Annotated in this window: 25 protein-coding genes; 19 read left to right on the plus strand and 6 right to left on the minus strand. The window is 55.2% G+C overall.

The window, feature by feature from the left end:
• Positions 1-122 precede the first annotated feature (122 nt).
• The 6 genes from HNQ92_RS01755 to HNQ92_RS01780 all read left to right on the plus strand — a co-directional run bounded on the left by HNQ92_RS01755 (position 123) and on the right by HNQ92_RS01780 (position 6213).
• Positions 123-1370: a bifunctional 3,4-dihydroxy-2-butanone-4-phosphate synthase/GTP cyclohydrolase II gene (locus HNQ92_RS01755; RefSeq protein WP_184169995.1), complete on the plus strand. Its 1248-nt coding sequence runs from the start codon at positions 123-125 to the stop codon at positions 1368-1370.
• The gene (locus HNQ92_RS01760) at positions 1367-1792 is read left to right on the plus strand and encodes a GNAT family N-acetyltransferase (protein ID WP_184169998.1); all 426 of its coding nucleotides are present in this window, start codon (positions 1367-1369) and stop codon (positions 1790-1792) included. Before HNQ92_RS01755 ends, HNQ92_RS01760 begins: the two co-directional genes overlap by 4 nt.
• A 230-nt stretch (positions 1793-2022) precedes the next feature.
• A complete protein-coding gene (locus HNQ92_RS01765; protein WP_184170001.1) occupies positions 2023-2580 on the plus strand; it encodes an RNA polymerase sigma factor in 558 nt (185 codons plus the stop codon).
• The gene (locus tag HNQ92_RS01770) at positions 2561-3241 is read left to right on the plus strand and encodes a hypothetical protein (protein ID WP_184170004.1); all 681 of its coding nucleotides are present in this window, start codon (positions 2561-2563) and stop codon (positions 3239-3241) included. Before HNQ92_RS01765 ends, HNQ92_RS01770 begins: the two co-directional genes overlap by 20 nt.
• Positions 3242-3329: 88 nt before the next feature.
• Positions 3330-4970 carry an alpha/beta hydrolase-fold protein gene (locus HNQ92_RS01775; RefSeq protein WP_221307354.1) on the plus strand — a complete coding sequence of 547 codons (1641 nt, stop codon included), beginning with the start codon at positions 3330-3332 and terminating at the stop codon, positions 4968-4970.
• A gap of 145 nt (positions 4971-5115) precedes the next feature.
• Positions 5116-6213, plus strand: coding sequence for a hypothetical protein (locus tag HNQ92_RS01780; protein ID WP_184170010.1), 1098 nt, complete (start codon positions 5116-5118; stop codon positions 6211-6213).
• 122 nt (positions 6214-6335) lie between these two features.
• On the opposite strand, the gene HNQ92_RS01785 is transcribed toward HNQ92_RS01780, so the two are convergent.
• Entirely contained in the window at positions 6336-8204 is a 1869-nt protein-coding gene (locus HNQ92_RS01785; RefSeq protein ID WP_184170013.1) for a M61 family metallopeptidase, read from the minus strand.
• Positions 8205-8545: 341 nt separating this feature from the next.
• Here HNQ92_RS01785 and HNQ92_RS01790 point away from each other — a divergent pair, with 341 nt between their 5' ends.
• From HNQ92_RS01790 to HNQ92_RS01850, 13 genes are all read left to right on the plus strand, one after another.
• On the plus strand, positions 8546-9115 hold the full coding sequence (locus HNQ92_RS01790) for an RNA polymerase sigma factor (RefSeq protein ID WP_184170016.1): 570 nt from the start codon (positions 8546-8548) through the stop codon (positions 9113-9115).
• Entirely contained in the window at positions 9090-10454 is a 1365-nt protein-coding gene (locus HNQ92_RS01795) for a hypothetical protein (protein ID WP_184170019.1), read from the plus strand. Before HNQ92_RS01790 ends, HNQ92_RS01795 begins: the two co-directional genes overlap by 26 nt.
• Before the next feature lie 75 nt (positions 10455-10529).
• Entirely contained in the window at positions 10530-11036 is a 507-nt protein-coding gene (locus HNQ92_RS01800; protein ID WP_184170022.1) for a QcrA and Rieske domain-containing protein, read from the plus strand.
• A gap of 1 nt (position 11037) precedes the next feature.
• Entirely contained in the window at positions 11038-11946 is a 909-nt protein-coding gene (locus tag HNQ92_RS01805; RefSeq protein WP_184170025.1) for a DUF5777 family beta-barrel protein, read from the plus strand.
• Positions 11947-11956: 10 nt separating this feature from the next.
• The gene (locus HNQ92_RS01810) at positions 11957-12511 is read left to right on the plus strand and encodes a YceI family protein (RefSeq protein WP_184170028.1); all 555 of its coding nucleotides are present in this window, start codon (positions 11957-11959) and stop codon (positions 12509-12511) included.
• A gap of 626 nt (positions 12512-13137) precedes the next feature.
• Positions 13138-14532, plus strand: a complete 1395-nt coding sequence (locus tag HNQ92_RS01815) for a sensor histidine kinase (protein ID WP_184170031.1) — start codon at positions 13138-13140, stop codon at positions 14530-14532.
• Positions 14533-14602: 70 nt separating this feature from the next.
• A complete protein-coding gene (locus HNQ92_RS01820) occupies positions 14603-16264 on the plus strand; it encodes an NAD(P)/FAD-dependent oxidoreductase (protein WP_184170034.1) in 1662 nt (553 codons plus the stop codon).
• Positions 16265-16326: 62 nt separating this feature from the next.
• On the plus strand, positions 16327-16602 hold the full coding sequence (locus tag HNQ92_RS01825) for a UBP-type zinc finger domain-containing protein (protein WP_184170037.1): 276 nt from the start codon (positions 16327-16329) through the stop codon (positions 16600-16602).
• Between the two features lie 39 nt (positions 16603-16641).
• Positions 16642-17568: a bestrophin family protein gene (locus tag HNQ92_RS01830; RefSeq protein ID WP_184170040.1), complete on the plus strand. Its 927-nt coding sequence runs from the start codon at positions 16642-16644 to the stop codon at positions 17566-17568.
• 152 nt (positions 17569-17720) lie between these two features.
• On the plus strand, positions 17721-18509 hold the full coding sequence (locus HNQ92_RS01835) for an SDR family NAD(P)-dependent oxidoreductase (protein WP_184170043.1): 789 nt from the start codon (positions 17721-17723) through the stop codon (positions 18507-18509).
• Between the two features lie 144 nt (positions 18510-18653).
• On the plus strand, positions 18654-19847 hold the full coding sequence (locus HNQ92_RS01840; protein ID WP_246439460.1) for an alginate lyase family protein: 1194 nt from the start codon (positions 18654-18656) through the stop codon (positions 19845-19847).
• Between the two features lie 124 nt (positions 19848-19971).
• Complete coding sequence (locus HNQ92_RS01845) at positions 19972-21063, plus strand: family 20 glycosylhydrolase (RefSeq protein WP_184170046.1); 1092 nt, start codon at positions 19972-19974, stop codon at positions 21061-21063.
• A gap of 22 nt (positions 21064-21085) precedes the next feature.
• Complete coding sequence (locus tag HNQ92_RS01850) at positions 21086-22264, plus strand: DUF5009 domain-containing protein (protein WP_184170049.1); 1179 nt, start codon at positions 21086-21088, stop codon at positions 22262-22264.
• 15 nt (positions 22265-22279) lie between these two features.
• Here the strand turns inward: HNQ92_RS01850 and HNQ92_RS01855 are convergent, their stop codons facing one another.
• The 5 genes from HNQ92_RS01855 to ispE form a co-directional block, all read right to left on the minus strand.
• Positions 22280-22636: a type II toxin-antitoxin system PemK/MazF family toxin gene (locus HNQ92_RS01855; protein WP_221307355.1), complete on the minus strand. Its 357-nt coding sequence runs from the start codon at positions 22634-22636 to the stop codon at positions 22280-22282.
• Entirely contained in the window at positions 22594-22812 is a 219-nt protein-coding gene (locus HNQ92_RS01860; protein ID WP_184170052.1) for a DUF2281 domain-containing protein, read from the minus strand. Before HNQ92_RS01860 ends, HNQ92_RS01855 begins: the two co-directional genes overlap by 43 nt.
• Before the next feature lie 345 nt (positions 22813-23157).
• Entirely contained in the window at positions 23158-23895 is a 738-nt protein-coding gene (locus tag HNQ92_RS01865) for an MBL fold metallo-hydrolase (protein WP_184170055.1), read from the minus strand.
• 77 nt (positions 23896-23972) lie between these two features.
• Positions 23973-24587 (minus strand): cytochrome c oxidase subunit 3, encoded by a 615-nt coding sequence (locus tag HNQ92_RS01870; protein WP_184170058.1) that lies wholly within the window; start codon positions 24585-24587, stop codon positions 23973-23975.
• 110 nt (positions 24588-24697) lie between these two features.
• On the minus strand, positions 24698-25516 hold the full coding sequence (ispE, locus tag HNQ92_RS01875) for a 4-(cytidine 5'-diphospho)-2-C-methyl-D-erythritol kinase (protein WP_184170061.1): 819 nt from the start codon (positions 25514-25516) through the stop codon (positions 24698-24700).
• Positions 25517-25547: the final 31 nt, after the last annotated feature.

Raw genomic sequence — 25547 nt, forward strand, 5'->3', positions numbered from 1 at the left:
GAAACGGAATGCTTTCAACCTTTGTTTTCCAAATACCAAAAGTAAAACATTCCGGGCTAAGGCCGTACCTTTACTGTCTTAAACGAGGATGCCGTACAAACTATTTTTATACAAAGTACCTAATGAACAACAATAATACCAAAATTCCGCTCGACTCCATCGAAGAGGCCATCAGTGACATCCGGGCGGGCAAGATGATCATCGTCGTAGATGACGAAGATCGTGAGAATGAGGGAGATTTGATATGCGCCGCCGAGATGATCACGCCCGAGATCATCAACTTCATGGCCCGCGAAGGGCGGGGGCTTATTTGTGCACCGCTCACCGAGGAGCGTTGTGAGGAGCTGGGGCTGGATATGATGGTAGGAAAAAATACGGCCGCCTACGAAACGGCCTTCACCGTATCGGTGGATCTGCTGGGCGACGGCTGCACCACGGGTATTTCTGCCAGCGACCGCGCCAAAACCATAAAAGCCCTGGTCAATCCTGATACCAAACCCGAAGATCTGGGCCGCCCGGGCCATATTTTTCCGCTCCGGGCCAAGCAGGGTGGGGTACTTCGCCGTACCGGCCATACCGAAGCCGCCATCGATTTTGCCCGCCTGGCCGGCCTGGCTCCGGCGGGGGTACTGGTCGAAATCCTGAACGAAGACGGCTCCATGGCGCGTCTGCCCGAGCTGCGCGTACTGGCCGACCGCCTGGATCTGAAGCTAGTGAGTATCAAAGACCTGATTGAGTACCGCCTCAAGAAAGAAACCCTTATCAAGCGCGAAATTGGCGTGGATATGCCTACCGAATGGGGGCACTTTGACCTCATCGCCTACCGCCAAACCAACACCGACGAGCTGCACCTGGCGCTGGTGAAAGGTACCTGGGACAAAGACGAGCCCGTACTGGTACGGGTGCATTCGTCCTGCGTGACGGGCGACATCTTCGGCTCCTGCCGCTGCGACTGCGGCGGCCAGCTGCACGCCGCCATGGAAATGGTGGATAAGGCCGGCAAGGGCGTGGTACTTTACATGAACCAGGAAGGGCGTGGCATTGGCTTGCTCAATAAGCTGAAAGCCTATAAGCTACAGGAAATGGGCCGCGACACCGTAGACGCCAACCTGGAGCTGGGCCTACCCATGGACTCGCGCGACTACGGCGTGGGGGCGCAGATCCTGCGCGACCTGGGCATTACCAAGATTAACCTGATTTCCAATAACCCCAAAAAACGCGTGGGCCTTATGGGCTACGGCCTCGAGATCGTCGACTCGGTGCCCATTGAGGTACCTTCCAACCCGCACAATGAAAGGTACCTGCTCACCAAGCGCGACCGCATGGGCCATAACCTCGTAAACCTGACGCTATCTGCTAATAAAGGATGAAAATTCGCTTTGCTACCACCGACGCCGACCTGCTGGCGTGTCGGCGCGCCGTTCAGGCGTTGCGCCCCCTGCTCACCGACGAGCGCTACGACGAAGCCATCCGAAGTACCCTGGCCGACAACCGGCAAATGCTGTTTGTAGACACAGGCGGCGAGGCGGCCGCGGTGGCCGTGTTCGAGACGGGCTACAACTTGTTTAGAGGAAAGTATCTCTACATCGACGACCTCTCGACGCTGCCCGAGCACCGGGGCAAAGGCTACGCGGGCCTGCTGCTGGACTGGATTCTCGACTACGCCGAGCGCGAAGGCCTCCAGGAAGTACACCTCGACTCCGGCGTGAGCGAAGCCCGCACCGACGCGCACCGGCTCTACCTCAACAAGCGCTTCCAGGTCACGAGCCTGCACTTTGTCCGGAAAATGTAGCGTATCAATACTAGCCAAAGTACCTTTAAGCCCTCCTCCGTGGGGGCTTTTTTATTTTTTGAAGAACTCCCCCCCCGCCCTAACCCCTCTGCAAAAAGTACCCCTCTGCCCCATGCCCTTTGCCCAACTACCCTTTGCTACTAACATTTTTGTATTAAATTTCTCCCCCCAGGCAACCCTTCCGCTTCGGGCGGCATTTCTCCCTATAGACACACCCCCGTACCCGCCAAATGCTAGCTGAGATCGTCCGACAATGCCAACGCGACAACCCCTTCGCCCAGAAGCGGCTCTACGAGCATTTTGCCAACCGGATGTACCGGCTCTGCCGCCGCTACGTACCCGATGCCTTCGAAACCGAGGAGGTACTCATGAATGGCTTCCTGAAAATATTTCGGGCCTTAGGTACTTTCGAGTACCGCAGCGACGACGAACTGGAGGTGTGGATGAAGCGCATCATGGTCAACGAAGCCCTCATGTACCTGCGCCGTAAGGTAGGCCAAAAAGCCTGGTCGCTGGACCACCCCGACCTCCCGGAGGCCGAAGTGCCCCACGCCGCGCAGGAAACCGACGCCGACCTGCAAGCTGAGGCCATTCACGACCTGATCCTGCGGCTGCCCCACGGCTACCGCACGGTGTTTTGTCTGTACGCCATTGAAGGCTACAGCCACCGCGAGATCGCCGCGCTGCTGGGGGTAAGCGAGAATACGTCCAAGTCGCAGCTGAGCAAAGCCCGGGCGATGCTGCAAAAACTATTGATCAAAAATGGCTATGAGCAAGAAAGAAGATAAGCACGAGCTCGACGAGCTGTTTAGGGGCAACGCCCGGTACCTGGCCGACCAGCCGCCGCGTGGGTTCGATCAGGAGGCAGTTTGGCAGCAGCTCCAAACCCAACTACCCCTCCGGCCGCGCCGCCGAAAGTGGCCAATTGCCTGGGTTGCGGCCGCTGCCGTGGTAGCACTGACCGTGCTGGTGGGTGGCGTATGGGTACTTTGGCCCGAGCCAGGTACTTTGCCGGTAGCGCAGCCGCAGGTACCTAAGTACCCCGCTTCGCCCGCGCCCAGCCAGGTACCTGTGGCACCAGGTACCCTGGCGGCAGCCACCACAAAACAGCACTCCCAGGTACCTGCCCGCCAAGTACCTTCGGCTCCCGAACCTAAGGCCGAAGCCATAGTGCCACCCCCAAGTACCCCCGCCGAAGTACCTGCCGGGGTAGCACCGCCAGAGGTGGCCGAGGTACTTGCGGAGGCTGGTTCTGCCGAAGGTACTTTGGTGGTGAAAAAGCCCGAGAAGCCGCGCTTTCGCGTGGTGCATGTCAATGAACTAAGAGCGCCCGAAGTACCCCAAACGCCGTCGCGCCTGCATGTTGCGGTCCGGATCGGCCTGCCTGGACCCGCGGAAGTACCCGTGGCCACGGAGGCACGACCCTGGCTGAGGGTACCTCTTCCCTAGTAGATTTGGGGATATTCCTACTACTGGCTTGATGTTGCTTTTTAGAACTAAGCAAAGTGATGAACTCATAGTATAACTATTCTCACTAATGACAGTAAGGATTATATGCCTACTAGTATTGCTTGGGCTCACGAATGACGCATTATCACAAATCCGCATTTTGGGTACTGTGGTAGAGTCGAAAGAGCAACGCCCATTAGCCTATGTTAATATCGGAATCAAGGAAAAAAATATTGGTGCTATCTCAAAGGAGGATGGCTCATTTGAAATCAATATAGCACATGAATACCAGAACGACAGCTTGACCTTCTCGTTAGTAGGATATAAAGAGTCCAACTTCCTGATTCGGGAGCTGGTTTTAGACACAACGGTGCTCGTTCGTTTAAAGGAGAAAGTCGTTCAACTACGAGAGGTAGCCGTTGTAGGAGAAAAATTAGTCGAGAAAAAATACGGCATAAAAAAGAGAGGAACCATTCACTTCACAGACGGAATCTTTAAAAAGGATGATAGTTTTGAAATTGGGCAAGTGATCAATCTTGGTAGCTCTCCCGCTCAAATAACGTCGGTTAATCTCCATGTTAATTCATCAAGACCCGATAGCGCCAGTTTCAGAATTAATTTTTACAGATACGACGCCGACGAAAATACTCCCAAAGAAAGGATAATGGAACAGAGTATTTTGCAACGGCATCCAATTAAGGAGGGATGGTTGAAGTTTGATTTAGCGGAGTATAGTATTCTGTTGAAAGGAAGTGTGCTGGCCTCCATTGAGTTTATTCCCGAGAATAAAGAGGATGTTAAACAGATCTTTTATGAGGTTAAGCTTGGCGGCTCATCCAAAAGCTTCTTCCGGAGAACCAGTCTGGGGCGATGGACGAGGCCTCCTCACCATTATTGCCTCTATATAACAGCTACTACCAGCAAGGAGGCCCCAGACGAGCCTGATGATACAGAAACGCTTCCGACTTTTACTTTGAAGTCTGACTTTTCAAATGAGCCCTTTAGTTTGTTTGTAAGGCTACCCAAAGAGTATGCTAAAAACCCCCAGCGTACTTACCCGGTGTTTTACCTGCTGGACGGTAATGTATATTTTGATCCCGTGGCCCATTATGCCGACAAATTAACCAGAAAGAAGAGAAATACTATTGATCCGATCCTGGTTGGAATTGGCTATGAGAATGCTTACGTGATGGATTCTTTGCGAGACCGGGATTATACGTTTCCGAGGGCGCTTCCCGCCGATGGTTTTAAGATCAGCGGGGAAGGAGAAAAGTTCTATCAGTTTGTTAAGGAAAAAATTGTAACCCATATCGACTCGGCTTACAGAACGGACAAAGTCAATCGAACGATCATGGGACATTCGCTGGGTGGCTATTTTGTCTTGCATGCCTTAACGCATCATCTGTCCGGGCAAACGATCTTCACTAATTTCGTGGCAGCAAGTCCTTCCATTGATTACCATACTAATTATATCCTGGATGTAATCGAGCGCTTAGCGAATAAAGGCGAAAACGCCGAGCGCGCAGGCTTATTTTTAACCATCGGGGCGTTGGAAGTTTTAGAAGATCAACCGAATGGTTTTAAGCGTTTGACAGAAATATTAGCTAAAAAATCAATTGATACTAACGCAAAAGTATATAAAGATTGGGGGCATATGGAGACCGCTATACCCACCTTTGAAGAGGCGGTCCGGCAGGTGATGCATAAAAATAATTCACGCAAAAAGTAAAGAATATAGGCCAGTGTAGTATCCTTGGTGGTAGGTTCAGTTTCGTTCTGCGAAGCCGATATGTAATGCAGTTTTATTTTCATACCAGCGTTTCACCAGGTACTATAAAAGCCAGCAGTAAGTTTTACTCCATTACTCACTTTTCATGAAACGAATCATCGTATGGATCGCGCTCCTGCTCGGCAGCGCCATGGACCCCCTCTTGGCCCAGCGGGCCGAAATCAACTACGCCTTTGATACCCGACTGGACCGCGAGGCGTTCCAAAAAGACTACCCCGACTTCCTGGATGCGGTGACGCTGGAGGTGAAGCTTTCGAAGGGAAATGTCCTTTTGCTCAAAAGCCAAAACTACCGCGCTTCGCGGCTGGTGCAGCGCCCCGACTCGCTGGTGGGGCTTTTCTGGCAACAGTACGCGTCCTTTTTGGAGCAAGTACCCATCTCTGGCGAAGTACTTTCGGTGGTGTACAGGCTGGAAGAAGGGCAGCCCGCCCAGATCCGTTGGAAAAAGTACCCCGTACGCGCTGAGGAGTTCTCGGTGGTAGAGGGGGAGGTGGTGCAGCTCAAAACCGGGCAGGATACCTTGCGAATAGAAGTACTAAAAACCAATCAGCAACGCGCCGAGCTCTACCTGCTGCTGAACGACCTGCGCGAAGTACCCCGGCTGCTGGACGAGCTACGCGAAAAGACCATCTTTTTAGTTCAAGCCCTGGAGCAGGAGCTGAAGCCAAAGGTACTTGAGCGCTCACCGGAGGTATACGGCCGCTACCTCGGCGACCGCCAGGTACGGGTAGGAAACTATGCCCGCGACATGCTCATTTTCTCGCCGGGCGTCAGTCTGGGCTACGTCCGCGGCCATTGGCATACGGCTTATCATAATGAAATGACGCTCTATCTAGATCGTTTCCGGCTAAAAACGCGCCTGGGTTTCCAGCATCAATTCTTCTTCGACCGTAGCCTGGAGGGTACTTTACAAATGTTCGAAAATCACTTTCTCGTGGCAGGGTTTTCATTTTTTGAAAAAACCAGAGATTCACCCGGGTTGGGCCACTCGGGCGTGAAGCAGGAAGCACAAGTGACGGTAGGGTACCTCATTGGGCGCCAGGGTACCTACTATGAGCCTCATACCTGGCGCGTGGCGGGCGGCTTCAACCTCACGCCTTTTCTGAAAGTAGAGCCGGAGCTGTATTTCCACGGCGCTTTCAAGCAACTTTCGCCGGGTTTACGGCTTACGGTCGGGTTTTGACAAACCACAAAGTACCTCTTCTTTATTTGGTCTTCGCCAAGAACGTTGACGGGGGACTTCTTAAAGAAAAAACGCGGAGGGGATCTCCGCGTTTTCTCGTACACATTTCGATGACAAGGTACTTATTCCGCCGCGGGCCCCATCCACGACCGGCGGAGCTGCAGCTCCTGGGGCGAAGCGCTGTCTTTGGGTTCCAGCGTAGGATACGAAATGGTCGTTTCGCGTAGGTCGGCGGTGAGCTTGAGCTCGTTGGTGGTTTCGTCGGCTTCTTTGCGTTTTACCGTAAAAGATACGGTATCGCCCAGTTTAAAATCCTGATCGTAGCTTTGCAGCACCGAAGCGTAGGTGTCCAGGTTGAAGGGCTGGTCGTTCAGGGTAATGAGCTGGTCCATCGGTTGCAGGCCCAGCCGCTTGCCCAGGTCGGTGGCTTCGCTGTTGCTGGCAATCATGATGGTTTTGGAACCAGGTACCAGCGCAAAGCTGACGCCAAAGGCCTTCTCAACTTCCTTCTTTTCGCCGTCGGGATCAAACTCAATTCCGATGGCGGCGAATAATTCTTCGAGGGGTAGGGGCTCGCCCCCTTCCACGTACCTGCGGAAAAAGTCGCGGATTTCGGGGTAGGTCAGTTCCGTTATTTTATCGAACAACTCCTCATCCCGGAAGGATTTATCCTTGCCATAGGTACGGGACAGGTCGCGCATCAAGTCTTTGGTGCCGTATTTGCCCGCCGAGAGCTGGCGCAGCTTCAAGTCCAGGCTCAGGCCAATCAGCGCCCCTTTTTCGTACACGTTTTGGTATTCATCCTTATGGACATCCAGCACCTGGCTGGACATCTCCGTGAAGGAAAGGGTGTCGTTAAACCGGCTGCGGGCGTTTTCTATTTTGGTACTTTGCCTTTCCAGGTAGGTAGGCAGGTCGATGATCCCCGCCTGCAGCTGGGCGTGGTGGGCGGCGTACTCGGTCAGGCCTTCGTACAGCCACAAGTGGCGCGACAACCGGGGATTGATGTAGTCAAAGTCGCCGATCTCTTCGCTGTGAATGTTGAGCGGCGTAAGGATGTGAAAAAACTCGTGCGCGGCTACGTTCTTCATGGTTTCGGAAAGCTGCTCGGCCGACATCGTTTCGGGAAGGTAGTAAAACGACGACAGCGAATGCTCCAAGGCGCCGTAGCGCGTCAGGTCTTGCCGGTCCGACATGTAAATGATGAAGGCGTACTTATCAATGGGCAGCGTACCGCCCAGGTAGTCTTTCTGGGCTTCCAGCACGGGCTTGATGTCGGCCGCCAGGTTTTTGGTAGACACCTTGCTGTTGGGAGAAAACACCGACACCAGAATGTCCGCATTGCCTACCTTCAGCCACACGGTATCGGGCCGGTTGTACATCATGGGCGCGTCGGCCAGCTCGTGGTAGTCGCTGGTCACGAATACGTCTTGGGTGGAAGTAGCGCCGGTTTCTTTGGCCTGGTTCACCAAAGAAGTGGAGCCGTAGAAGCCACTGGGCTTGGTGATGCTCACCCGGTAGGGCTGCTTTTCCATGCCTTTAAAGTACCCAAAAAAACCAAAGGTATTGAGTACAAAGATGGTGTCTTGCTCGATGTTCGTACCACTCGGTTCAAACACATCCTCGGTAATTTCGGGGCTGTCCCAGGTGTCGTCTACCTGGTAGCTAATCCGGTGCAATTTTTTGGCGTTCGGAATTTTCCAGCTGTTTTTGTCCGTACGCTCTACGCTCAGCGGCTTCCCTTTTTTATCAAAAGCCTGGAAATTACTCACGTAAGCCCCGTAGTTATTGATGGAGTAGGTACCTGGTACAATCTTGGGCAAATGGTACATGGCTTCCTTATCCTTGATGCGGGGCGTGAGCAACTCTACGGTCAGCTTGTCGTTCTGAGGCCGGGTCAGATCTATCGAAAACTGGTATTCTTTTTGGGCAAATCCCGACAAGCTTGCCATAAGCAGCCCTATCAGGACCAGGTAGTTCGTTTTTTTCATTGAGTGAATCAGACTAGTATTGAATCGGTAAAACACGGGTGCTCGTTTTTTTTGGCACTAAAACGTAAAGAAAACGGAAATTAATATCAAGTTGATCCTCGTTCCTGGACAAATAACAGATTTGTTAGGAAGAAGGGGCGGTGAGGGCGCAGGTACCTGCTTTTTCTACAAGCAAAAACCAGGTACCCTGGCCGAATGTTTAGTGAGAGAAAAGGAGTGCCAGCTTGCTCTTTTTTTTCTTGATTTTAAGGCCACCACCTCATTTTAAATAAAAATACGGACCCAGCACGCAACCTTAAGGCGGCCTGGGCCGTATCTAGCTGTAAAAGGAACCCAAAAACATGCCCGAGGACAACTCCGCTGTTCTTCTCGAACTACTCGACGGCTGTTTGCGCGCAAACCGTCGAAGTCAAGAGATGCTGTACAAGCAGTTCTACGGCTATGCCATGGGGGTCTGTATGCGCTACACCCGAAACCGCGAAGCGGCCCGGGAGATTTTGAACGACGGATTTCTGAAGGTACTTACCCGGCTGGAAAGTTACGACCGGGAACGCTCTTTTAAAGTGTGGCTGGGGCGCATCATGATCAACACGGCGCTGGATCACTACCGGCGCGAGGCGCGCCACCAGGTACACGAGGATATACAGGCGGCGGAAACCGCGCACGTAAACGAAGTGGCCATCAGCCAGCTTTCGCACGCGGAATTGATGGAGATGGTACAGGCGCTGCCACCGGCCTACCGCATTACGTTTAACCTGGCCGTTATCGACGGCTACTCCCACGAGGAGATCGCCGAACAGCTGGGAATTTCGGTAGGAGCATCCAAGTCGAACCTGTCACGAGCCCGCGAAAAATTGAAGGTACTTTTAGCAAAAAAAACGAGAGATGAGTACGAAAGAGTATCCAGATGACGACCTGGACGGGCTCTTCAGAAAATCGGCTGAGGAGTTTGAGCCACCCTACGATCCGGCCGACTGGCAGGACCTACGAAAGCGACTGGCCGCCAACGACCGGCTGCCCCTGGCCGCCCGGCTGCGTAGCTGGTGGCCCTGGCTGGCCCTGCTGCTGGTACTGCTCGGGGGCGGGGGAATCTACCTGGGTACCCAAGGCGAGGAGCCGCAGGAAGCAAGGAAAGTACCAAAAACGGCCCCGGCGGCCACTGACCCGCCAGCGGTAGTTTCGGGTCGGCCCAGGGCGGATGAGGTGGAGTCAAGAGCGCCGCAACCAGGCTTGGAAGCAGGGAGCGACGCACCACAAAGAGGTTATAATAGCATCTCTAAAAGACAGGAGATTACTATAAAAAAAGCCGCTCCCGCAGCGGCCAAGACATTGCCCCGGAGCTTGCCCAACGTAAGCGGAGTACGTAAGCAACCTTCCCGCCCTCAGGCGGGAAGGGGCGACGGGGCACTTTTATCAAGCACTACGCCGGTAGTGCCCGCAACCGAGGCCCGGGGGGATTTTATTCCGGGGCAGCCTGTCCTGGACCCGACGGCCGACCCGGCCCGGGAAAGTACCGCCCGAACGGCGATAAGTACCCCCGCTGCGTTGGTGCCACAGCGCTTTGATTCTTCGGGTAGGTGGGTGGCCAGAGCGGTAGAGCCCGTGCCGGATTCATCGTCCGTTCAGGCGGAGAGCGAAGCGCGTTATAGCCGTACCAGGCCCCGGTGGGCCATCCGGCTGGGCGTTTCGCCCGACCTCAGCTCCGTGGGTATCAACAAGTTTACGTCGCCGCGGGTGGCGGCGTCCATGCTGGTAGAGTACGCGGTACTGCCGAGGCTATACGTACAGAGCGGGGTGGTCCGGAGCCTGAAGGAATACCGCGCCCTGCCCAGCCAGTACGAGTGGCCGGCCAACTGGAAGCAAAACGTGCTGCCAGCCAGCGTGGACGGTACCTGTAGCGTGTTTGAAGTACCCCTCAATGTACGTTACGAGCTGACCCAACGCGAGCGCTCGGGCTGGTCGGTGGGCCTGGGGGTGTCTTCCTACAAGATGCAGAAAGAAGTATACACCTACAATTACCACCAGTACGATCCGGGTATCAAGTGGTACCACTGGGAGGGCAAAACCGGCTGGTACTGGCTGAGCCACCTCAACGCGTCGGTGGGCTACGAGTACCGGGTTTCGCGGCGCTTGTCGCTGGTCGCGGAGCCTTACGCCAGGGTACCTCTGCGGCGGGTGGGTTTTGGCAAAGTGAATTTGTTTACCGTAGGTACCTGGATGTCGGTACGCTACACACCTACCTTCCGCTAGGACCTCTCTTCTTCGATTTCTTTTAATACCATAATACCAATCTATTCTATTACTAATACTAAAATAAGCATCGTTATGAACAAGCCGGAATCCATGAAGCGGGGCCAATTTTTGCGGAGCCTGGGGCTAAGTACCTCTACCCTGATGGCCTTCTACTGCCTGGGAACTACCTCCTGTACCTCGGACGAAGACGATCCTAATCCTGCGCCCGGTGGGAATAACAATGGCGGCAACAACTCGGCGGGCCTGACCGGCAACGCCACCGGCAGCAACATTGATTTTACCCTGGACCTGGCCAGCGATAACTACAAAAAACTAAAAACGCCCGGGGAGTTTGTGGTAGTGGGCGACGTACTGGTGGCTTTTACTACGGCCAGTACCTACGTGGCGCTGTCCAAGCGCTGTACACACGAGGGCACGGCGGTACAGTACCGGAGCCAGCAGAACGACGTCTGGTGTATCAGCCATGGCTCTACCTTCAACCTGGACGGCACCGTGAAGCAAAACCCGGCCGTGCTCCCGCTCAAAGTGTACAAGCCCGCGCTCAGTCAGAATGGTGCCACCCTTAGGGTTACGGAGTAAGATGGCAGCCTCCAAGTACCTCGGCCTGGCGGCGGGTGTGTTGTTCTCGGCCGCCGCCCTGGCCCAAACCGACCTGCTCGACGAGCTGGAGCAACAGGCCGACACCGCCGCTACGCCGGTGGTGGCTACCTTCAAGTCGACGCGCATCATCAACGGGCATTCCGTCGAGACCGTCCAGCGCCACCACCTCGACTTCCGGATCTCGCACCGCTTCGGGCGGCTCAACTCCGGAGCGTACGAGCTCTTCGGCCTGGACCAGGCGAGCCTGCGGCTTGGCTTCGAGTACGGCCTGTCCGACAAGCTGATGATAGGCGTGGGGCGCAGCAACGAGCAGAAAGCCTACGATTTTCTGGCCAAGTACCGGGTACTTACCCAAACTACCGGTGCGCGCCAGGTACCCGTCTCGGTGGCACTTTTTGGCAGTGCCGTCATACGCACGCAGCGGTCTTTCATTCCGGGCGAGGAGCGGACTTTCTCCGAAAAGCTCACCTACTGCGGGCAGGTACTGGTGGCGCGGAAGTTTAGCGAGCGGCTTTCGTTGCAGGTCACACCTACCTACCTGTACCGCCAGCGCCCCGAGCTCGCCACCGATGTACCCGCCCTGTGGGCGGTGGGCGCCGGTGGCCGCATGAAGCTCAGCAAGCGGGTGTCCGTCAATGCCGAGTACTTCTGGACCGCCCGCGGAAGCGCGCAGGTACCTTACTACAACGCCCTGGCGGTGGGCGTGGACATCGAGACGGGCGGGCACGTGTTTCAGCTGCACTTTACCAATTCGCGCGGCATGGTCGAGAAGCACTTCATCGGCGAAACCACCGGCTCCTGGGGCAAGGGTGATGTGCATTACGGATTTAATATTTCGCGCGTATTCAGCCTGGAAAAGAAAACAAAGCGCGCGTCAGCAAGCTGGTAAAACAACGTGTATGAAAAGCTACCTACCGGGGCTACTGGCGCTGGTCTTCCTGACCGGCGCCGCTACCGCCCAAAGTACCCTTTACGCCACCAACAGCGGCGAAACGCGGTTTTTCTCGGAAACCCCCGCCGAAAACATCAGCGCTGTCAATGCCAAAAGCCAGGCCATCCTGAACACCGCCACCGGCGAGCTGGCCGTGCGGATGAACATGCGGGATTTTACATTTCCCAACAAGCTCATGCAAGAGCACTTCAACGAAAACTATATGGAGTCGGACAAGTACCCCACCGCTACCTTCCGGGGAAAAGTGGAGCCCGCCCCCCACTACACCCAAAAAGGTACTTATGCGGTTACGGCCAAGGGTACTTTTACCGTGCACGGCCAGAGCCAGGAGCGCACCCTGAGCGGACAACTCATCGTCACCGACGGCACCATCGAGCTGCAAACAAACTTCGACGTGGCCCTCGCCGACCATAAAATTGAAGTACCCAAGATTGTCTTTGTGAAAATTGCGCAGGTCATCAACGTGAAAGCCCGCTACGTACTAAAGCCCTACAAAAAGTAGGTACTTTCAGCACAAAGAAGCCCACCTCCGGGGAGGTGGGCTCTGGGCTGATTAGTATAGTGTGTGTATAGTGAGAAACAGTGCGTGAGCAGTAGTTACTCAGCTATTCAGACTTGACAAAGTACCTTTGGTAACAAAAAAGAATAAAAATTTTCGGAGGGTGGATCGTTCGCAAGTTCGTCGCCCTCCGATTTTTTTACTTCATACGCTTCTCCAAAAAAGTACCTGCCTTGCCCTTTCTCTTCCAAACACCAGGTACTTAACGGTACATCTTCTCCCGGATCTCCTGCTTTTTTTGGGTAAAAAAAGAGTCATTGACGCCCCAAAAGAGACGGCAGCCGCCGAGGTAGCGGGCAAAGTGAAAGGACGAACGGCGAAATAGGGTAAAAAGCGTAACTTGGGCGTACGTTGGTAAAAAGAGTAGGTACCAGCCACGGAGACGAGGAGGTAGTACATACCCCAAAAAGTAGGTTTGAAATACAAAAAAGACGGCTTGCTCTACAAATCAGTGTTTTTATAACGCCTTCTAAAACTAACTTTGGAACGCGGGCTGTTTACCCAATACACCGGCACGAAGTACCCCAAGGATCTTTTTACTAAATTCAGCCTCGTTATAACACCATCAGATGGATATTTTAGACGAATTGCGCCACCACGAAAACCTGTCGGTGGTACCGGAGCCTCAGCTGCAGTGGCTCATCGACTCCTCCGAGCTGGTGGAGCTGGAAGACGGCGAGTACCTGTACCGAAACGGAACGCCCATTGACCATCTTTGGCTAATCCTGAAGGGGCGGCTGCGGATGTTTGTGGCCCAGGCCGAAGGCCGCCAAACGCGCGAGCTGGGCTACAACGAAAAAGGGTACATTGGCGGGGTACTTCCGTACTCACGCCTCAAAACCGCCGTGGCCAACGCCGTGGCCGTGGAGTCCACTACGGTGCTGCGCCTGCACCGGAACAAATTCAAAGAAATGATCCAGACCCAGGACGAACTGGTGCAGCCGCTGGTGCACCTCATGCTCGACCGCATCCGGGATTTTACCAAACTCGACCAGCAAAACGAGAAGATGATCTCCCTGGGTAAGCTCTCGGCGGGCCTGGCGCATGAGCTCAACAACCCCGCCGCTGCGGTAGTACGCAGCGCGTCGGCCCTGAAAAGGCACCTGGGCTTTGAAGCGTCTAAGTTTAAGCAGGTGATGACCATCCACGTGAGCGAGGAGCAGGTAGACAAGGTGAGTGAGCTCCTGGCCCAAAAGCTCCAGGAAGGGCCTCAAGGTACCTTGAGCCTGATGGAGAAGTCGGCCCGGGAAGACGACCTAACCGACTGGCTCGACGACCGCGAAGTAGAAAATAGCTGCGAGGTGGCGGAGTCTTTTGCGGAGTATAACATTACGACCGACGACCTGGATCAGGTGGAAGAGCATGTGTCGGACAAATACCTTTCGCCCGTCCTGAACTGGCTGAACAACGTGCTGACGACCGAGAAAATGGTCAACGAAATAGCCGAAGCCTCGGGGCGCATCGGAAACCTGGTGAAGTCGATCAAGGAATACTCGCACATGGACGGCGGCGGCGATAAGAAGAAGATCGTGCTGCGCGACGGCGTGGAAAGTACCCTGCGGATCCTGCAACACAAAACCAAAAGCAAGCACATTGAAGTGGCGGTAGAAATGCCCGATCACCTACCGCTGATTAGTGTGAGTCCGGGGGAGATCAACCAGGTGTGGACCAACCTCATCGACAACGCCCTCGACGCCCTGCCCGAAGGCGGCAAGATCCGGATTGAGGCCGAGCAGGACCGTAACTTCATCGTGACGCGCATCATCGACGACGGGGCCGGTATTCCGGAGAATGTCATCAACCGTATTTTTGATCCTTTTTTTACCACTAAAGAAGTAGGCAAAGGCACCGGCCTGGGGCTGGAAATAGCCCAGAATATCGTGAAAAGACACCGGGGACAAATAAGTGTCAAGTCCCAGCCGGGCCGTACGGAGTTTAGCGTATGTTTGCCCCTGGACGAATAGCTTCCTCCCCGTTTTTCATTGACTCAAAACTTCCTAATAAACACAATAAAGTAGCCCGATCTTTTCATCCATGAAGCAACCCATCATACTAGCCGTAGACGACGACAACCAGGTACTTCGTGCGCTCGCGCGTGACCTGCGCAACAACTACCGCAAAGAGTACCGGATCATGAATACGGCCTCGGCCGAAGAGGCGCTGGCGGCCCTCAAGGAGTTGAAACAAAAGAACGAAACGGTGGCGCTCTTCATCTCGGACCAGCGGATGCCCGAAATGCTGGGCGTAGACTACCTCACCGAAGCCAAGAAGATTTTTCCTGAAGCCAAGCGCGTACTGCTGACGGCCTACTCCGACACCGACGCGGCCATCAAGGCCATCAACGACGTGCAGCTGGACTACTACCTCATGAAGCCCTGGGACCCGCCCGAGGAAAAAATGTACCCCGTCCTGACCGACCTGCTCGACGACTGGCAGATGAAGTTCATTCCGGAATTTGAGGGGATCAAGGTACTTGGGTTTCAGTTTTCGCCGCTCTCGCACGAGATCAAAGACTACCTCTCGGGCAACCTGGTGCCTTACCAGTGGCTGGATATGGAAACCAACGAAAAAGCCAAAGAGCTCATCGCGCTGAACGGCCTGGCGCTCAAAGACGCACCTTATGTTTTCTTTGAAGACGGCTCCTACCTGGTGCAGCCCGACAGCCGCCAGATCGCCGCCAAGATGGGGCTCAGTCCCCAAACCGGCACCGATCTCTACGACGTCGTGATCATTGGGGCGGGGCCTGCGGGCCTGTCGGCGGCGGTGTACGGCGGCTCCGAGGGCCTCAAGACGGCGCTCATCGAGAAGCGCGCGCCCGGCGGGCAGGCGGGTACCAGCTCGCGCATCGAAAACTACCTCGGCTTTCCGTCGGGCCTGAGCGGAGCGGAGCTATCACGCCGGGCCATCACGCAGGCTACGCGCTTTGGGGTGGATTTTTACTCGCCCGAAGAGGTACTTAGCGTAACCGTCAAAGACAACTACAAAATCCTGAAGCTGGGCAACGGCAACGAGCTCACGGCCAAAAGTGTGATCGTGACCACGGGCGTCAACTACCGCAAGCTCGATACCAAGGGCGTGGATAGTTTTACGGGCGCGGGCGTGTACTACGGCGCGGCCACCACCGAAGCCAACGCCTGCCGCGACCGCGAGGTATTTGTGGTAGGCGGCGGCAACTCCGCCGGGCAGGGGGCCATGTACCTCTCGCAGTTTGCCAAAAACGTGTATATCATCATCCGGCGGCCCGATTTGTCGGCCACGATGTCGCAGTACCTCATCGACCAGATCGCCAATACGCCCAACATCCACGTACTGCCCTGCACCGAAATCACCGAGGCCCACGGCGAGGGACGCCTCCAGGCGCTGGACGTGCAGGACATGAACCAGGGTACCGTAAACAAAATGCCCGCCGACGCGCTCTTTATTTTCATCGGAGCCAAGCCCTACACCGACTGGCTGGAGCTGAACATGCTCAAGGACGAGCGCGGCTTTATCGAAACGGGCCGGGGCCTGATGAAGTACCCTTCGTTCAAGAAAGTATGGAAGCGCGAGCGCGAGCCGTTCCTGCTGGAGACCTGCATTCCGGGCGTATTTGCGGCCGGCGACGTGCGCGCCACCGCCATGAACCGCGTGGCTTCGGCCGTGGGCGAGGGCGCGATGGCCATCAGCTTTGTGCACAAGTACCTGGCCGAGATATAGCCCCGCAGGGACCTGATAATCTATTGTTATTTCAAAAAGTACCTAGATCGAATCACCAAGACATGGCCTCACAACCCGATGTTTGCCAGCATATTCTGGCCCTTGAAACCATAACCCCCGCCGCGGGCTACGTGTGCGAAGAATGCATCAAAACCGACGGGCGCTGGCTGCACCTGCGTACTTGCCAGAGCTGTGGCGCTACGCTCTGCTGCGACTCGTCGCCGGCCCGGCACGCCACGCAGCACTTTCGGGCTACGGGCCACCCGGTGGTGGCTTCGGCCGAGCCGGGCGAGCGCTGGCTTTGGTGCTACGCCGACGAGAGTTTTGTAGGTTACTAATCAAAGTACGTCCGTCCCCTTTTACCAAGCTAATTTGACATGATCGTTTACGAAGCGAACAAAAACTTTTTAAAGGATATTACCCACCTCACCAGCAGCTGGACCATGCGTCAAATGCTGCGGGGTACCCTCACGGTAGCGGCGCTGACCACGCTTTTCTGCGTGGTGGTGATTGAGCTGTTCAACTCCGAGATCCACATTCCTTCCAACATCTTTTCGCTGCTCGGGATTGTACTGAGTATTCTGCTGGTGTTCCGGACCAACACCGCCTACGACCGCTGGTGGGAAGGGCGCAAGCAGTGGGGGAGCCTGGTCAATAACTGCCGCAACCTGGCCGTGACCATTCACGCTACTTTTCCCGAAGAAGACAAAAGTACCCGCCGTGAGCTGGCCATCCTGATCGCCAATTTTTGCATTGCCCTCAAAGAACACCTGCGCAAGGGTACGCGGATGGAGGAGCTGATCCACGTGTCGAGCCGGGAGGTGGAGGCCTACCAAAAGCGCAACCACATCCCGAACTACATCGTGACGCTGATTCATCAGAAGGTGCAGGCCGTGTACCGGAGCGGGGCCATCAGCGGGGCCGACCTTCGCAACCTCAAGCCCCACCTGCAGTCGCTGCTCGACATCGCCGGAGCTTGCGAGCGCATCAAGAAAACCCCCATTCCGTTTTCGTACAGCGTGTACATCAAGCTACTGATCCTGAGCTATTCGCTGATGCTGCCCTTCGGGCTCATCCGCGACTTTGGGTACTTTACCATCCCGCTGGTGACGTTTATTTTCTTCACCTTCGTGGGCATCGAAATGATGGGCGCCGAAATCGAAGATCCTTTTGGTCTCGACTGCAACGACCTGCCCACGGGCGACATCGCGCATACGATCAAAAACAACGTCTTCGAGATCCTGGAAGTACCCCACGGCGATCACGTAGAACACAAGACTGAACTCTACGAAAAGGTGTTTTAAAGGGAGCGGTCTAAGCGATTGATTTCTTTGCGAGGCGTAGAGAGGGTACTTTGTTTTTATTTTAAAGTACCCCCTGCTCACGCCCATGGCATAGCTTTTTTGGTTGGGAAGTACACCATTTTGTATTTCATCATCAACTAAAAACAGAGCGCATGGCAACGAACAATCAAACGGCCCTTATCACAGGTGCTACCAGTGGTATTGGTTACGAATTAGCAAAACTCTTTGCCCAGGATGGCTTCCGACTAGTGATCGTGTCTCGAAACGAGGCTACTTTACAGCAAGTTGCGGAAGATTTTAAACAACTGGGCTCGCCCCAGGTAACTACCATCATTAAAGATTTGACCCAACTAGGAGCGGCTGAGGAGGTATATCAGGAAACCAAGCGGCAGGGCATTACGGTCAATGTATTGGTGAACGACGCCGGAGTGGGAGAATACGGCTTTTTCCACGAAGTTGATTTCTCCAAAGATCTGGAGATTATTCAGCTGAATATCATCACGTTTGTACACCTCACGAAGCTGTACCTGCGCGACATGCTGGCGGCTAACGAAGGGCGGGTCTTGCAATTGGCCTCGATCGCCTCTCATCAGCCTACGCCAAGGCTAGCGGTATATGCCGCTTCGAAGGCCTTTGTGCTGTCGCTGACCGACGCCCTGATCCACGAATTAAAAGACACGAATGTGACCATGACGGCCCTGCTACCCGGTGCCACCGACACGGACTTCTTCCGCAAAGCCAACATGGAGCACACCAAGGCGGCCCAGGAAGATCCCTACGACCCGGCGATGGTGGCCAAAACCGGCTACGACGCTCTCATGAAGGGCGAAAACCACGCGGTGGCGGGAGCCATGATGAAGGCGCAGGTAGTACTGAGCAACATGCTCCCCAACGAGCTGGTGTCGACGATGGCCGAAAAGTACATGCTGCCCGCCGACTAGCCCCCGTTGAGCTATCTAGTACGAACGCCCGAGCCCGGATCAATCATGATCCGGGCTCGGGCGTTCGTAGTGGTAGGTACCTGGAAAAGCCGTCTGTTTTTTGTATAAAGGTACTTTGGAATAAAAAAAGATTTGGATTTTGGAATGAATGCAATGCTTACAAAAATACAAACGGTACGGCTGCTGGTGGCGCTGGTATTAGTGGGGCCCCTGAATAGCTACGCGACCACCGACGCAGGTACCCGCCGGGAGGTAGTAGCTACGCTGCGGGAGCACGTGCTGGCGGAAGCCGCCTGGGCCATGAAGCAGGAGCCCGTAACGGTAACGGCGCAGAGCTCCCCCCGCAGCGCGGGCAGCATCCACGACTTCTTCTCCGAAGGCGACTACTGGTGGCCCGACTCCACCAACCTGGACGGCCCCTACAAGCAACGGGACGGCATGACCAACCCCGACAACTTCGTGGCGCACCGACTGGCCATGATTCGCTTCAGCCGCATCGTGGGCGCGCTGGCTTCGGCCTACGAGCTCACCGGCCAAAAAAAGTACGTGCAGCAGGCCTTCAAGCACCTCGACGCCTGGTTTGTCAACCCCAGTACCCGCATGAATCCCTCGCTGCTGTACGCGCAGGCCATCAAAGGCCGGGCTACGGGCCGGGGCATTGGCATCATTGACACCATTCACCTCATGGAAGTAGCGCAGGGGCTGCGGGTAATGGAAAAAGCCAAGGGCGCCGACGCCAAGGTGGTGCAAGGTACCAAAGGCTGGTTTGAGGCGTACCTGACCTGGCTCACGACCCACCCCTACGGCATCGACGAGCGCGAGGCCAAAAACAACCACGGTACCTGCTGGGCCATGCAGGTGGCGTCATTTGCGCGCCTTACCAACAACCAGTCGCTGCTCAACTACTGCCGCGAGCGCTACAAAACGGTACTACTGCCCGAGCAGATGGCCGAGGACGGTAGTTTTCCGCGCGAGCTGAAGCGTACCAAGCCCTACGGCTACTCGCTCTTCAACCTCGACGCCATGGTGATGCTCTGCCAGATCTTGTCGGATGAAACCGAAAACCTCTGGAACTACCAAACCGCCGACGGCCGGGGCATCCGCAAGGGCATTGAGTACCTGCACCCCTACGTAGCCGACAAGTCCAAGTGGCCGCTCAAGCCCGACGTGATGTACTGGGACGAATGGCCGGTGGCGCACCCGTTTTTGGTACTGGGTGCTAACGCTTTTCAGGTACCGGCCTGGCTGGCTACCTGGAAGCGCCTGGAGCACAACCCGCAAGTGGAGGAGGTCGTACGCAACCTGCCCGTCCGGAATCCGCTGATCTGGCTTCGGTAGGTACTTGGTGGCTAGGTGCCTGCCGCTGCTTTTTTGGAGGTACTTGGGGCGTCAAGGGGTACTTTGGCAACTTATTATGTATCTTCGTCGGGTTCATGTACCTACGTTTCTACCTACCTTACCTATGATGAAATACGTCCTTACTTTCTTGTGTTGGCTCAGCTACTTCGTGGCTTTTGCCCAAAGTACCCCCGGCGACAGCCTCTACGTGGTGCGGGGTTTTTGCATTGCGGCTCCGTCGGTGGCAGAGCACGAGCGTTTTCTTACGTTTATTGAAAAAGAACTCGTACCCCGAAAAGTGAACACGCTGGTGCTACGGGTGGATTACAACTACGAGTTTAAGTCGCACCCCAAGCTGCGCGACGAAAAAGCGCTTTCCAACAAGCAGGTGAAGCAGCTCGTGAAGCTTTGCCAAAAAAACGGCATCAACCTTATTCCGCAGATCAACCTGCTGGGGCACCAGTCGTGGGCCAGTACTACCCAGAACCTGCTGCGCGTGTACCCGCAGTTTGACGAAACGCCCCACGTACAAATGCCCGAAAAGTACGTCTGGCCCAACGCCGACGGCCTCTACTGCAAAAGCTACTGTCCGCTGCACCCGGAGGTACACGGCGTGGTGTTTGATCTGGTGGATGAAATCATGGAAGCCTTTGAAGCCACGGCCTTCCATGCCGGCATGGACGAGGTGTTCTACATCGGTGACGACAAATGCCCCCGCTGCGCTGGGCGCGACAAGGCCGAGCTCTTTGCCGGAGAATTGACCAAAATTCGTAACCATCTGGCCCAAAAAAACCGCACGCTCTGGATCTGGGGCGACCGCCTGCTCGACGGCAAAACCACCGGCCTGGGCATGTGGGAAGGCAGCATGAACAACACGCACCGCGCCGTGGATCTGATTCCGAAGGACATCGTGATCTGCGATTGGCACTACAACCGCGCCGAGCCTACGGCGGCCTACCTGGCCCTGAAGGGCTTCAACGTCATCACCTGCCCCTGGAACAAACCCCAAGTAGCCCTGGACCAGTACCAGGCTTTCAAAAATTTCAAAAGTACCTCCAACGCCCAGCTTGCCCCCAGGTACCTGGGTATGATGCAGACCATCTGGACGGGAGCCGGTAATTTCATGGATATTTACTACGGCACGCGCCCCGTCGAGGAGCCGCAAAAAGGCCAAGTAAACTGCTTTGTGCAGCTTTTTGAAGCCATGGGCCAGTAGGTACCTTTATTACTTTTGCTAAATGGCTCCCTCTCCGCGCATTGCCTCAATTGATGTTTTCCGGGCGCTCACGATGTTCCTGATGATCTTCGTGAACGACCTCTGGACGCTCCGCGAAGTACCCACCTGGCTCGAACACAGCGCCGCCCAGGACGACGCCATGGGCCTGGCCGACGTGGTGTTCCCGGCGTTTCTGTTCATCGTCGGGCTGTCGATCCCCTTTGCCATTGCCGCGCGCAGCGCCCAAGGCGAGGGTACTTTTACGCTCCTGAGGCACATCGGTGCGCGTACCTGGGCGCTGCTGCTGATGGGGCTTTTTATTGTTAATCTCGAAAGTACCAATGGCGCGGGCATGGTACTGAGCAAGTACCTCTGGCAACTCCTGATGGTGCTGGGCTTCTTCCTGATCTGGAATGTGTACCCCGCTGGCAAAAAGTACCTGGCACTAAAGGTACTTGGGTACCTGCTGCTGCTGGGGTTGGCGGTGGTATACCGGGGCGGCGACGCCTCGCAAACAACCTGGATGCAAACCCACTGGTGGGGTATTCTGGGGCTGATCGGCTGGTCGTACCTGCTTTGCGCGCTGGTTTACGTACTTTTCGGCGACCAGCTGGTACCTATCCTGCTGGCCTGGCTTTTCTTCCTGGGCTTCAACCTCGCCGATTTTGCGGGTACCTTGTCGTTTCTGGATGGTGTTAAAAAGTACGTCTGGATTGTCGGAAGCGGCTCCATGCCCGCCTTCGCCATGGCCGGTGTGGTGGCCTCGGTGATTTACCGTCGCTACGCGGGGGTACTTACGCCGTACCAGTTTTTGAGCATACTGCTCGGGCTGGGTGCACTGTGTTTGCTGGTTGGGTTTGGCCTGCGGCCTTTCTGGGGTATTTCCAAGATCCGCGCCACGCCCGCCTGGGTAGGTATCTGCTCGGGGGTCAGCTTCGGGGCCTACGCCTTGCTTTTCTGGGTCGTGGATGTACAAAAGCGCCAGGCCTGGGCCAAGGTACTTCGGCCCGCGGGCGTGGCTACGCTTACCTGCTACCTGGTTCCGTACATCTGGTACGCCGTCATAACGCTGGTGGGCCTGGCGTTGCCTATGTACCTGCGCACGGGCCTGGTCGGGATTCTCAAATCCCTGATCTTTTCGCTGGTCATGATCGTGCTGACGGGCGGCCTGCTGAAAGTGGGCGTAAGGCTGAAAGTGTAGAAGGGGGTACTTTGGTTATTGAATCAGCGTAATGATTTTCTGTGCCACTAGATTATAAACCGCCGTTTTGACCGTACCGGCTTTGCGGATAATACTATTTTTATCAGCCGTAAAGATGCGGGTAGGGCGTATGTAGGAATCGGAAGGCAAAGTACCCTCGCTAAAATCTTCCTTGATAAGCGGTACTGCAAAAGCGTCTTTGGTATTTTGAGAGGTGATTTGGCATAGCAGAATATCATCACCGGGGAGGTCGGCCAGCACTAAAGTCGGGCGCCTTTTGGAGCCAGACAAGTCAGAAAACGGAAAAGGGATTACTACTACGTCACCTTTTACAAATCTTCCCATGCTTTGTCTTCTTCTGTAGTTAGCCACTCTTTGGCCAATACTTTTTCGCTGGCCAAGTGAGTCATAGGCGTATCGGTGAGGAGTACTTCTTCGGTAGCATCATCAATGGTAAAAGCAATAACTTCTACTTGTCTTCCCACAAAGTTTTGGGGTAGTTTAATAGAAATATTTTGCTGGTCAGGAGTTACAATGGTACGTATCATGGCGGTTTATGAACATAGGATCTAAGGTAAATGTAGCCTTTTTTTATCATAACGAAAAAAGAAAACAAGAATCAAAGGCCAACACTGGTCATCATCGTGCTGACGGGCGGCCTGCTGAAAGTGGGCGTAAGGCTGAAAGTGTAGAAGGGGGTACTTTGGTTATTGAATCAGTGCCCTAGGCACGCAATCTTTATAGCTAAGGCCCCCGAATTCTGTTCTGCCACGCGCCTTTAGGTACGAAACCACTACCACTCGTTGCGTACCCAAAGGCACACGGAATGGATCAAGAAACCCGTTTTCCTATATACATTCGACCGCTACGTGGCCAACAAGGCTCGCCAGGGTTTATACCGTAACTACCTGCCCGTCGACGGCGTAGGCAAGCTCCAGCTGGTCGAGCTGATCCAGCATTTCCTGGTCCAAATGCGTGAGCAGGATTTTCTTATGGCCTAGCTCGGGGAGCCGCTGACGCAGGGTGAGGTAGTTGAGGTGGCCCTTGACCTGGGTGTCATAAAAATTACACTCGCAGATAAACAGATCGGCGTCGCGGGCCAGGTCTAGGAGGGTGTCGGTCCATTCGGTATCGCCCGAGTAGCTGATCACCTTTCCGGCCACGCTGATCCGGAGCCCGTGCGGCAGGGCCGCTTCGGTATGGACAACCGGGTAGGCCTGCACGCTAAGGTACTTGGTGGTTAGCGTTTCGTAGGGTTGGTATTCAAGAAAGTTAACCTGGATTTTTTCAAGTACCTCCGTGCCCGGATAAAGTACCTCCAGCAGGCGGATGATCCGTGGGCGAGCCCCCGGCGGACTGATGATCGTGAGCGGCCGGGCGCGTTTGGTGACGGCGGCGTCCAGCAGCAGGAAAGGTACCCCGCCGAAGTGGTCGCCGTGAAAATGCGACAGGATGATCACATCCACGTCCTCCGACTTGAGGCCGCGCTGCTTCAGGCCGGGCAGGGTAGTAGCGCCGCAGTCGATCAGGAACCGCACCGACGGCGCAGCTACGTAAAAGCAGGTGTTGAGAAGGCCGCCGCTGCCGAAGGCGTCGCCGCTGCCCACTACGGTTAGCTGAAGGGTACTCATAGGGATCGGAGAATCATGAAATAGCAAGGTACTTTCAGGCGAAGCGAGGTACCTGGCGAACTATAAAGCCGAATAAACTAGGCCGTTTGAAAGAGCAGAAAGAGGAACAACGCCAGCCACAGCACGTCCACAAAGTGCCAGTAGGTAGTGATGAGTTTTAGTTTGAGGCGGTTGGGTGGGTTGACGCTGTACACGAAGGCATCAACGTAGGTTTTATTAATGAGGGCCTCACGGAAGCACTTCCCTAAGAAGTAAAGCCCGCCGAGAATATGCAGCAAATGCAGGCCCGAAAGCAGGTACACAAACCCCACCGCCGGATTGTTGCGCATGATGAGCCCCTCTTGCTTAAGTACCACCCAGCCCGTTACCTGTAAAATGGCAAAGAGGATGCCGAGAAAAAAAGTACAAGCCATACCGGTGCGGTACAGGGCAAATTCTTCGGTTTGAAAAGCGCGGTTGGCCTCGTGGAGCGTGACGCTGCTCAGCGTCACGGCCAGGGTACTTAGCCAAAAGACGCCCGGCAGGGTAGTTAGCTGCCAGGTAGGGCCTTCTTCGCGAAGGGTATAGATGATGATGAGAATGCTGAAGATCAACACACTCCCGCCAATGCCGAGCCATAGCAGGAAATGGAGCGGTTCGCGACGCTTCGTAAAAGGATTTCGCTGAGAACGAGTGCTATGCTTTGTGGACATATATACCTGCAAGTTGGGAAGCGAGAAAGCCTAAGAGGTCAAATGTAGCACTTTAGCGGCATAAAACGTTTCCTGTCAATGAATTTTGAACGAGAAATTTCCCGTTAATTTCAAATTAGTTCTCCTTGCCAAACGGCATAGCCGTCAAAATTGTTTGCCAGATTGGGTTCATTTTCAAAAATTCCGTAGAGCGTCGAGCCCGAGCCGCTCATGCTGGCGTAGCGCGCCCCGAGCTCATAGAGCCGCTGCTTGATGCTCGGCAGCACGGGGTACTTAGGAAAAAGCGAAGCCTCAAAATCGTTGGAAATGGTACCTGGCCAGTCGGTGATGGGTTGTTGCAGCAGGTACCTTAGGTCTTGCTCGGGCTGCCGGGGCCGCACGCCCGCGTAGGCCTCGGCGGTAGCAATATGAATGCCCGGATTGACGAGCACGATCCAACGGCCCGTGAGGCGCAGCGCTATATCTTCAAACTCATCGCCCTTGCCGTAGCAGTACTTGGGGGTATTTTCAATAAAAAAAGCGCAGTCGCTGCCGAGCTGACGGGCGTAGGCTTGCTGTTGCTCGGTAGGTACTTGCAGGCCAAAAAGCTGCGAAAGTACCTTGATCATGAAAGCGGCGTCGGCCGAGCCGCCCCCCAGGCCCGCCCCAATGGGAATGGCCTTCAGCAAGTGGATGGATACGGGCGGCAGGGGGTAGTCGCGGGCCAGGAGCCGGTAGGCTTTTACGCACAGGTTGGACTCGGTACCTTGCTCGCCGCCCGGAATGGGCAGCCCGGAAGCCTGAAACGTGAGCTCCGGCGCGGGAAGTACCTCCAGGGCGTCGGACCAGCCTACGGGGTAAAAACACGAAGCCAGGTTATGAAAGCCATCGGGCCGCTTCTCGGTGATGTAGAGCCCGATGTTGATTTTTGCGTTGGGGAAAACAACCATAAACTACCTTATAAAAAGTACCTTTGCGGCG

Source organism: Rhabdobacter roseus (assembly GCF_014202275.1).
GTDB lineage: Bacteria > Bacteroidota > Bacteroidia > Cytophagales > Spirosomataceae > Rhabdobacter > Rhabdobacter roseus.

Excerpts from the sequence above, each read along its gene's own strand:
- HNQ92_RS01770 (WP_184170004.1), top strand. The coding sequence starts at position 2,561 with ATGAGCAAGAAAGAAGATAAGCACGAGCTCGACGAGCTGTTTAGGGGC.
- HNQ92_RS01850 (WP_184170049.1), top strand. The coding sequence starts at position 21,086 with ATGGCTCCCTCTCCGCGCATTGCCTCAATTGATGTTTTCCGGGCGCTC.
- HNQ92_RS01845 (WP_184170046.1), top strand. The coding sequence starts at position 19,972 with ATGATGAAATACGTCCTTACTTTCTTGTGTTGGCTCAGCTACTTCGTG.
- HNQ92_RS01795 (WP_184170019.1), top strand. The coding sequence starts at position 9,090 with ATGAGTACGAAAGAGTATCCAGATGACGACCTGGACGGGCTCTTCAGA.
- HNQ92_RS01820 (WP_184170034.1), top strand. The coding sequence starts at position 14,603 with ATGAAGCAACCCATCATACTAGCCGTAGACGACGACAACCAGGTACTT.
- HNQ92_RS01775 (WP_221307354.1), top strand. The coding sequence starts at position 3,330 with ATGACAGTAAGGATTATATGCCTACTAGTATTGCTTGGGCTCACGAAT.
- HNQ92_RS01840 (WP_246439460.1), top strand. The coding sequence starts at position 18,654 with ATGAATGCAATGCTTACAAAAATACAAACGGTACGGCTGCTGGTGGCG.
- HNQ92_RS01815 (WP_184170031.1), top strand. The coding sequence starts at position 13,138 with ATGGATATTTTAGACGAATTGCGCCACCACGAAAACCTGTCGGTGGTA.
- HNQ92_RS01785 (WP_184170013.1), bottom strand. The coding sequence starts at position 8,204 with ATGAAAAAAACGAACTACCTGGTCCTGATAGGGCTGCTTATGGCAAGC.
- HNQ92_RS01835 (WP_184170043.1), top strand. The coding sequence starts at position 17,721 with ATGGCAACGAACAATCAAACGGCCCTTATCACAGGTGCTACCAGTGGT.
- HNQ92_RS01865 (WP_184170055.1), bottom strand. The coding sequence starts at position 23,895 with ATGAGTACCCTTCAGCTAACCGTAGTGGGCAGCGGCGACGCCTTCGGC.
- HNQ92_RS01760 (WP_184169998.1), top strand. The coding sequence starts at position 1,367 with ATGAAAATTCGCTTTGCTACCACCGACGCCGACCTGCTGGCGTGTCGG.
- HNQ92_RS01780 (WP_184170010.1), top strand. The coding sequence starts at position 5,116 with ATGAAACGAATCATCGTATGGATCGCGCTCCTGCTCGGCAGCGCCATG.
- HNQ92_RS01825 (WP_184170037.1), top strand. The coding sequence starts at position 16,327 with ATGGCCTCACAACCCGATGTTTGCCAGCATATTCTGGCCCTTGAAACC.
- HNQ92_RS01755 (WP_184169995.1), top strand. The coding sequence starts at position 123 with ATGAACAACAATAATACCAAAATTCCGCTCGACTCCATCGAAGAGGCC.
- HNQ92_RS01810 (WP_184170028.1), top strand. The coding sequence starts at position 11,957 with ATGAAAAGCTACCTACCGGGGCTACTGGCGCTGGTCTTCCTGACCGGC.
- HNQ92_RS01765 (WP_184170001.1), top strand. The coding sequence starts at position 2,023 with ATGCTAGCTGAGATCGTCCGACAATGCCAACGCGACAACCCCTTCGCC.
- HNQ92_RS01870 (WP_184170058.1), bottom strand. The coding sequence starts at position 24,587 with ATGTCCACAAAGCATAGCACTCGTTCTCAGCGAAATCCTTTTACGAAG.
- ispE (WP_184170061.1), bottom strand. The coding sequence starts at position 25,516 with ATGGTTGTTTTCCCCAACGCAAAAATCAACATCGGGCTCTACATCACC.
- HNQ92_RS01830 (WP_184170040.1), top strand. The coding sequence starts at position 16,642 with ATGATCGTTTACGAAGCGAACAAAAACTTTTTAAAGGATATTACCCAC.
- HNQ92_RS01790 (WP_184170016.1), top strand. The coding sequence starts at position 8,546 with ATGCCCGAGGACAACTCCGCTGTTCTTCTCGAACTACTCGACGGCTGT.
- HNQ92_RS01860 (WP_184170052.1), bottom strand. The coding sequence starts at position 22,812 with ATGATACGTACCATTGTAACTCCTGACCAGCAAAATATTTCTATTAAA.
- HNQ92_RS01805 (WP_184170025.1), top strand. The coding sequence starts at position 11,038 with ATGGCAGCCTCCAAGTACCTCGGCCTGGCGGCGGGTGTGTTGTTCTCG.
- HNQ92_RS01800 (WP_184170022.1), top strand. The coding sequence starts at position 10,530 with ATGAACAAGCCGGAATCCATGAAGCGGGGCCAATTTTTGCGGAGCCTG.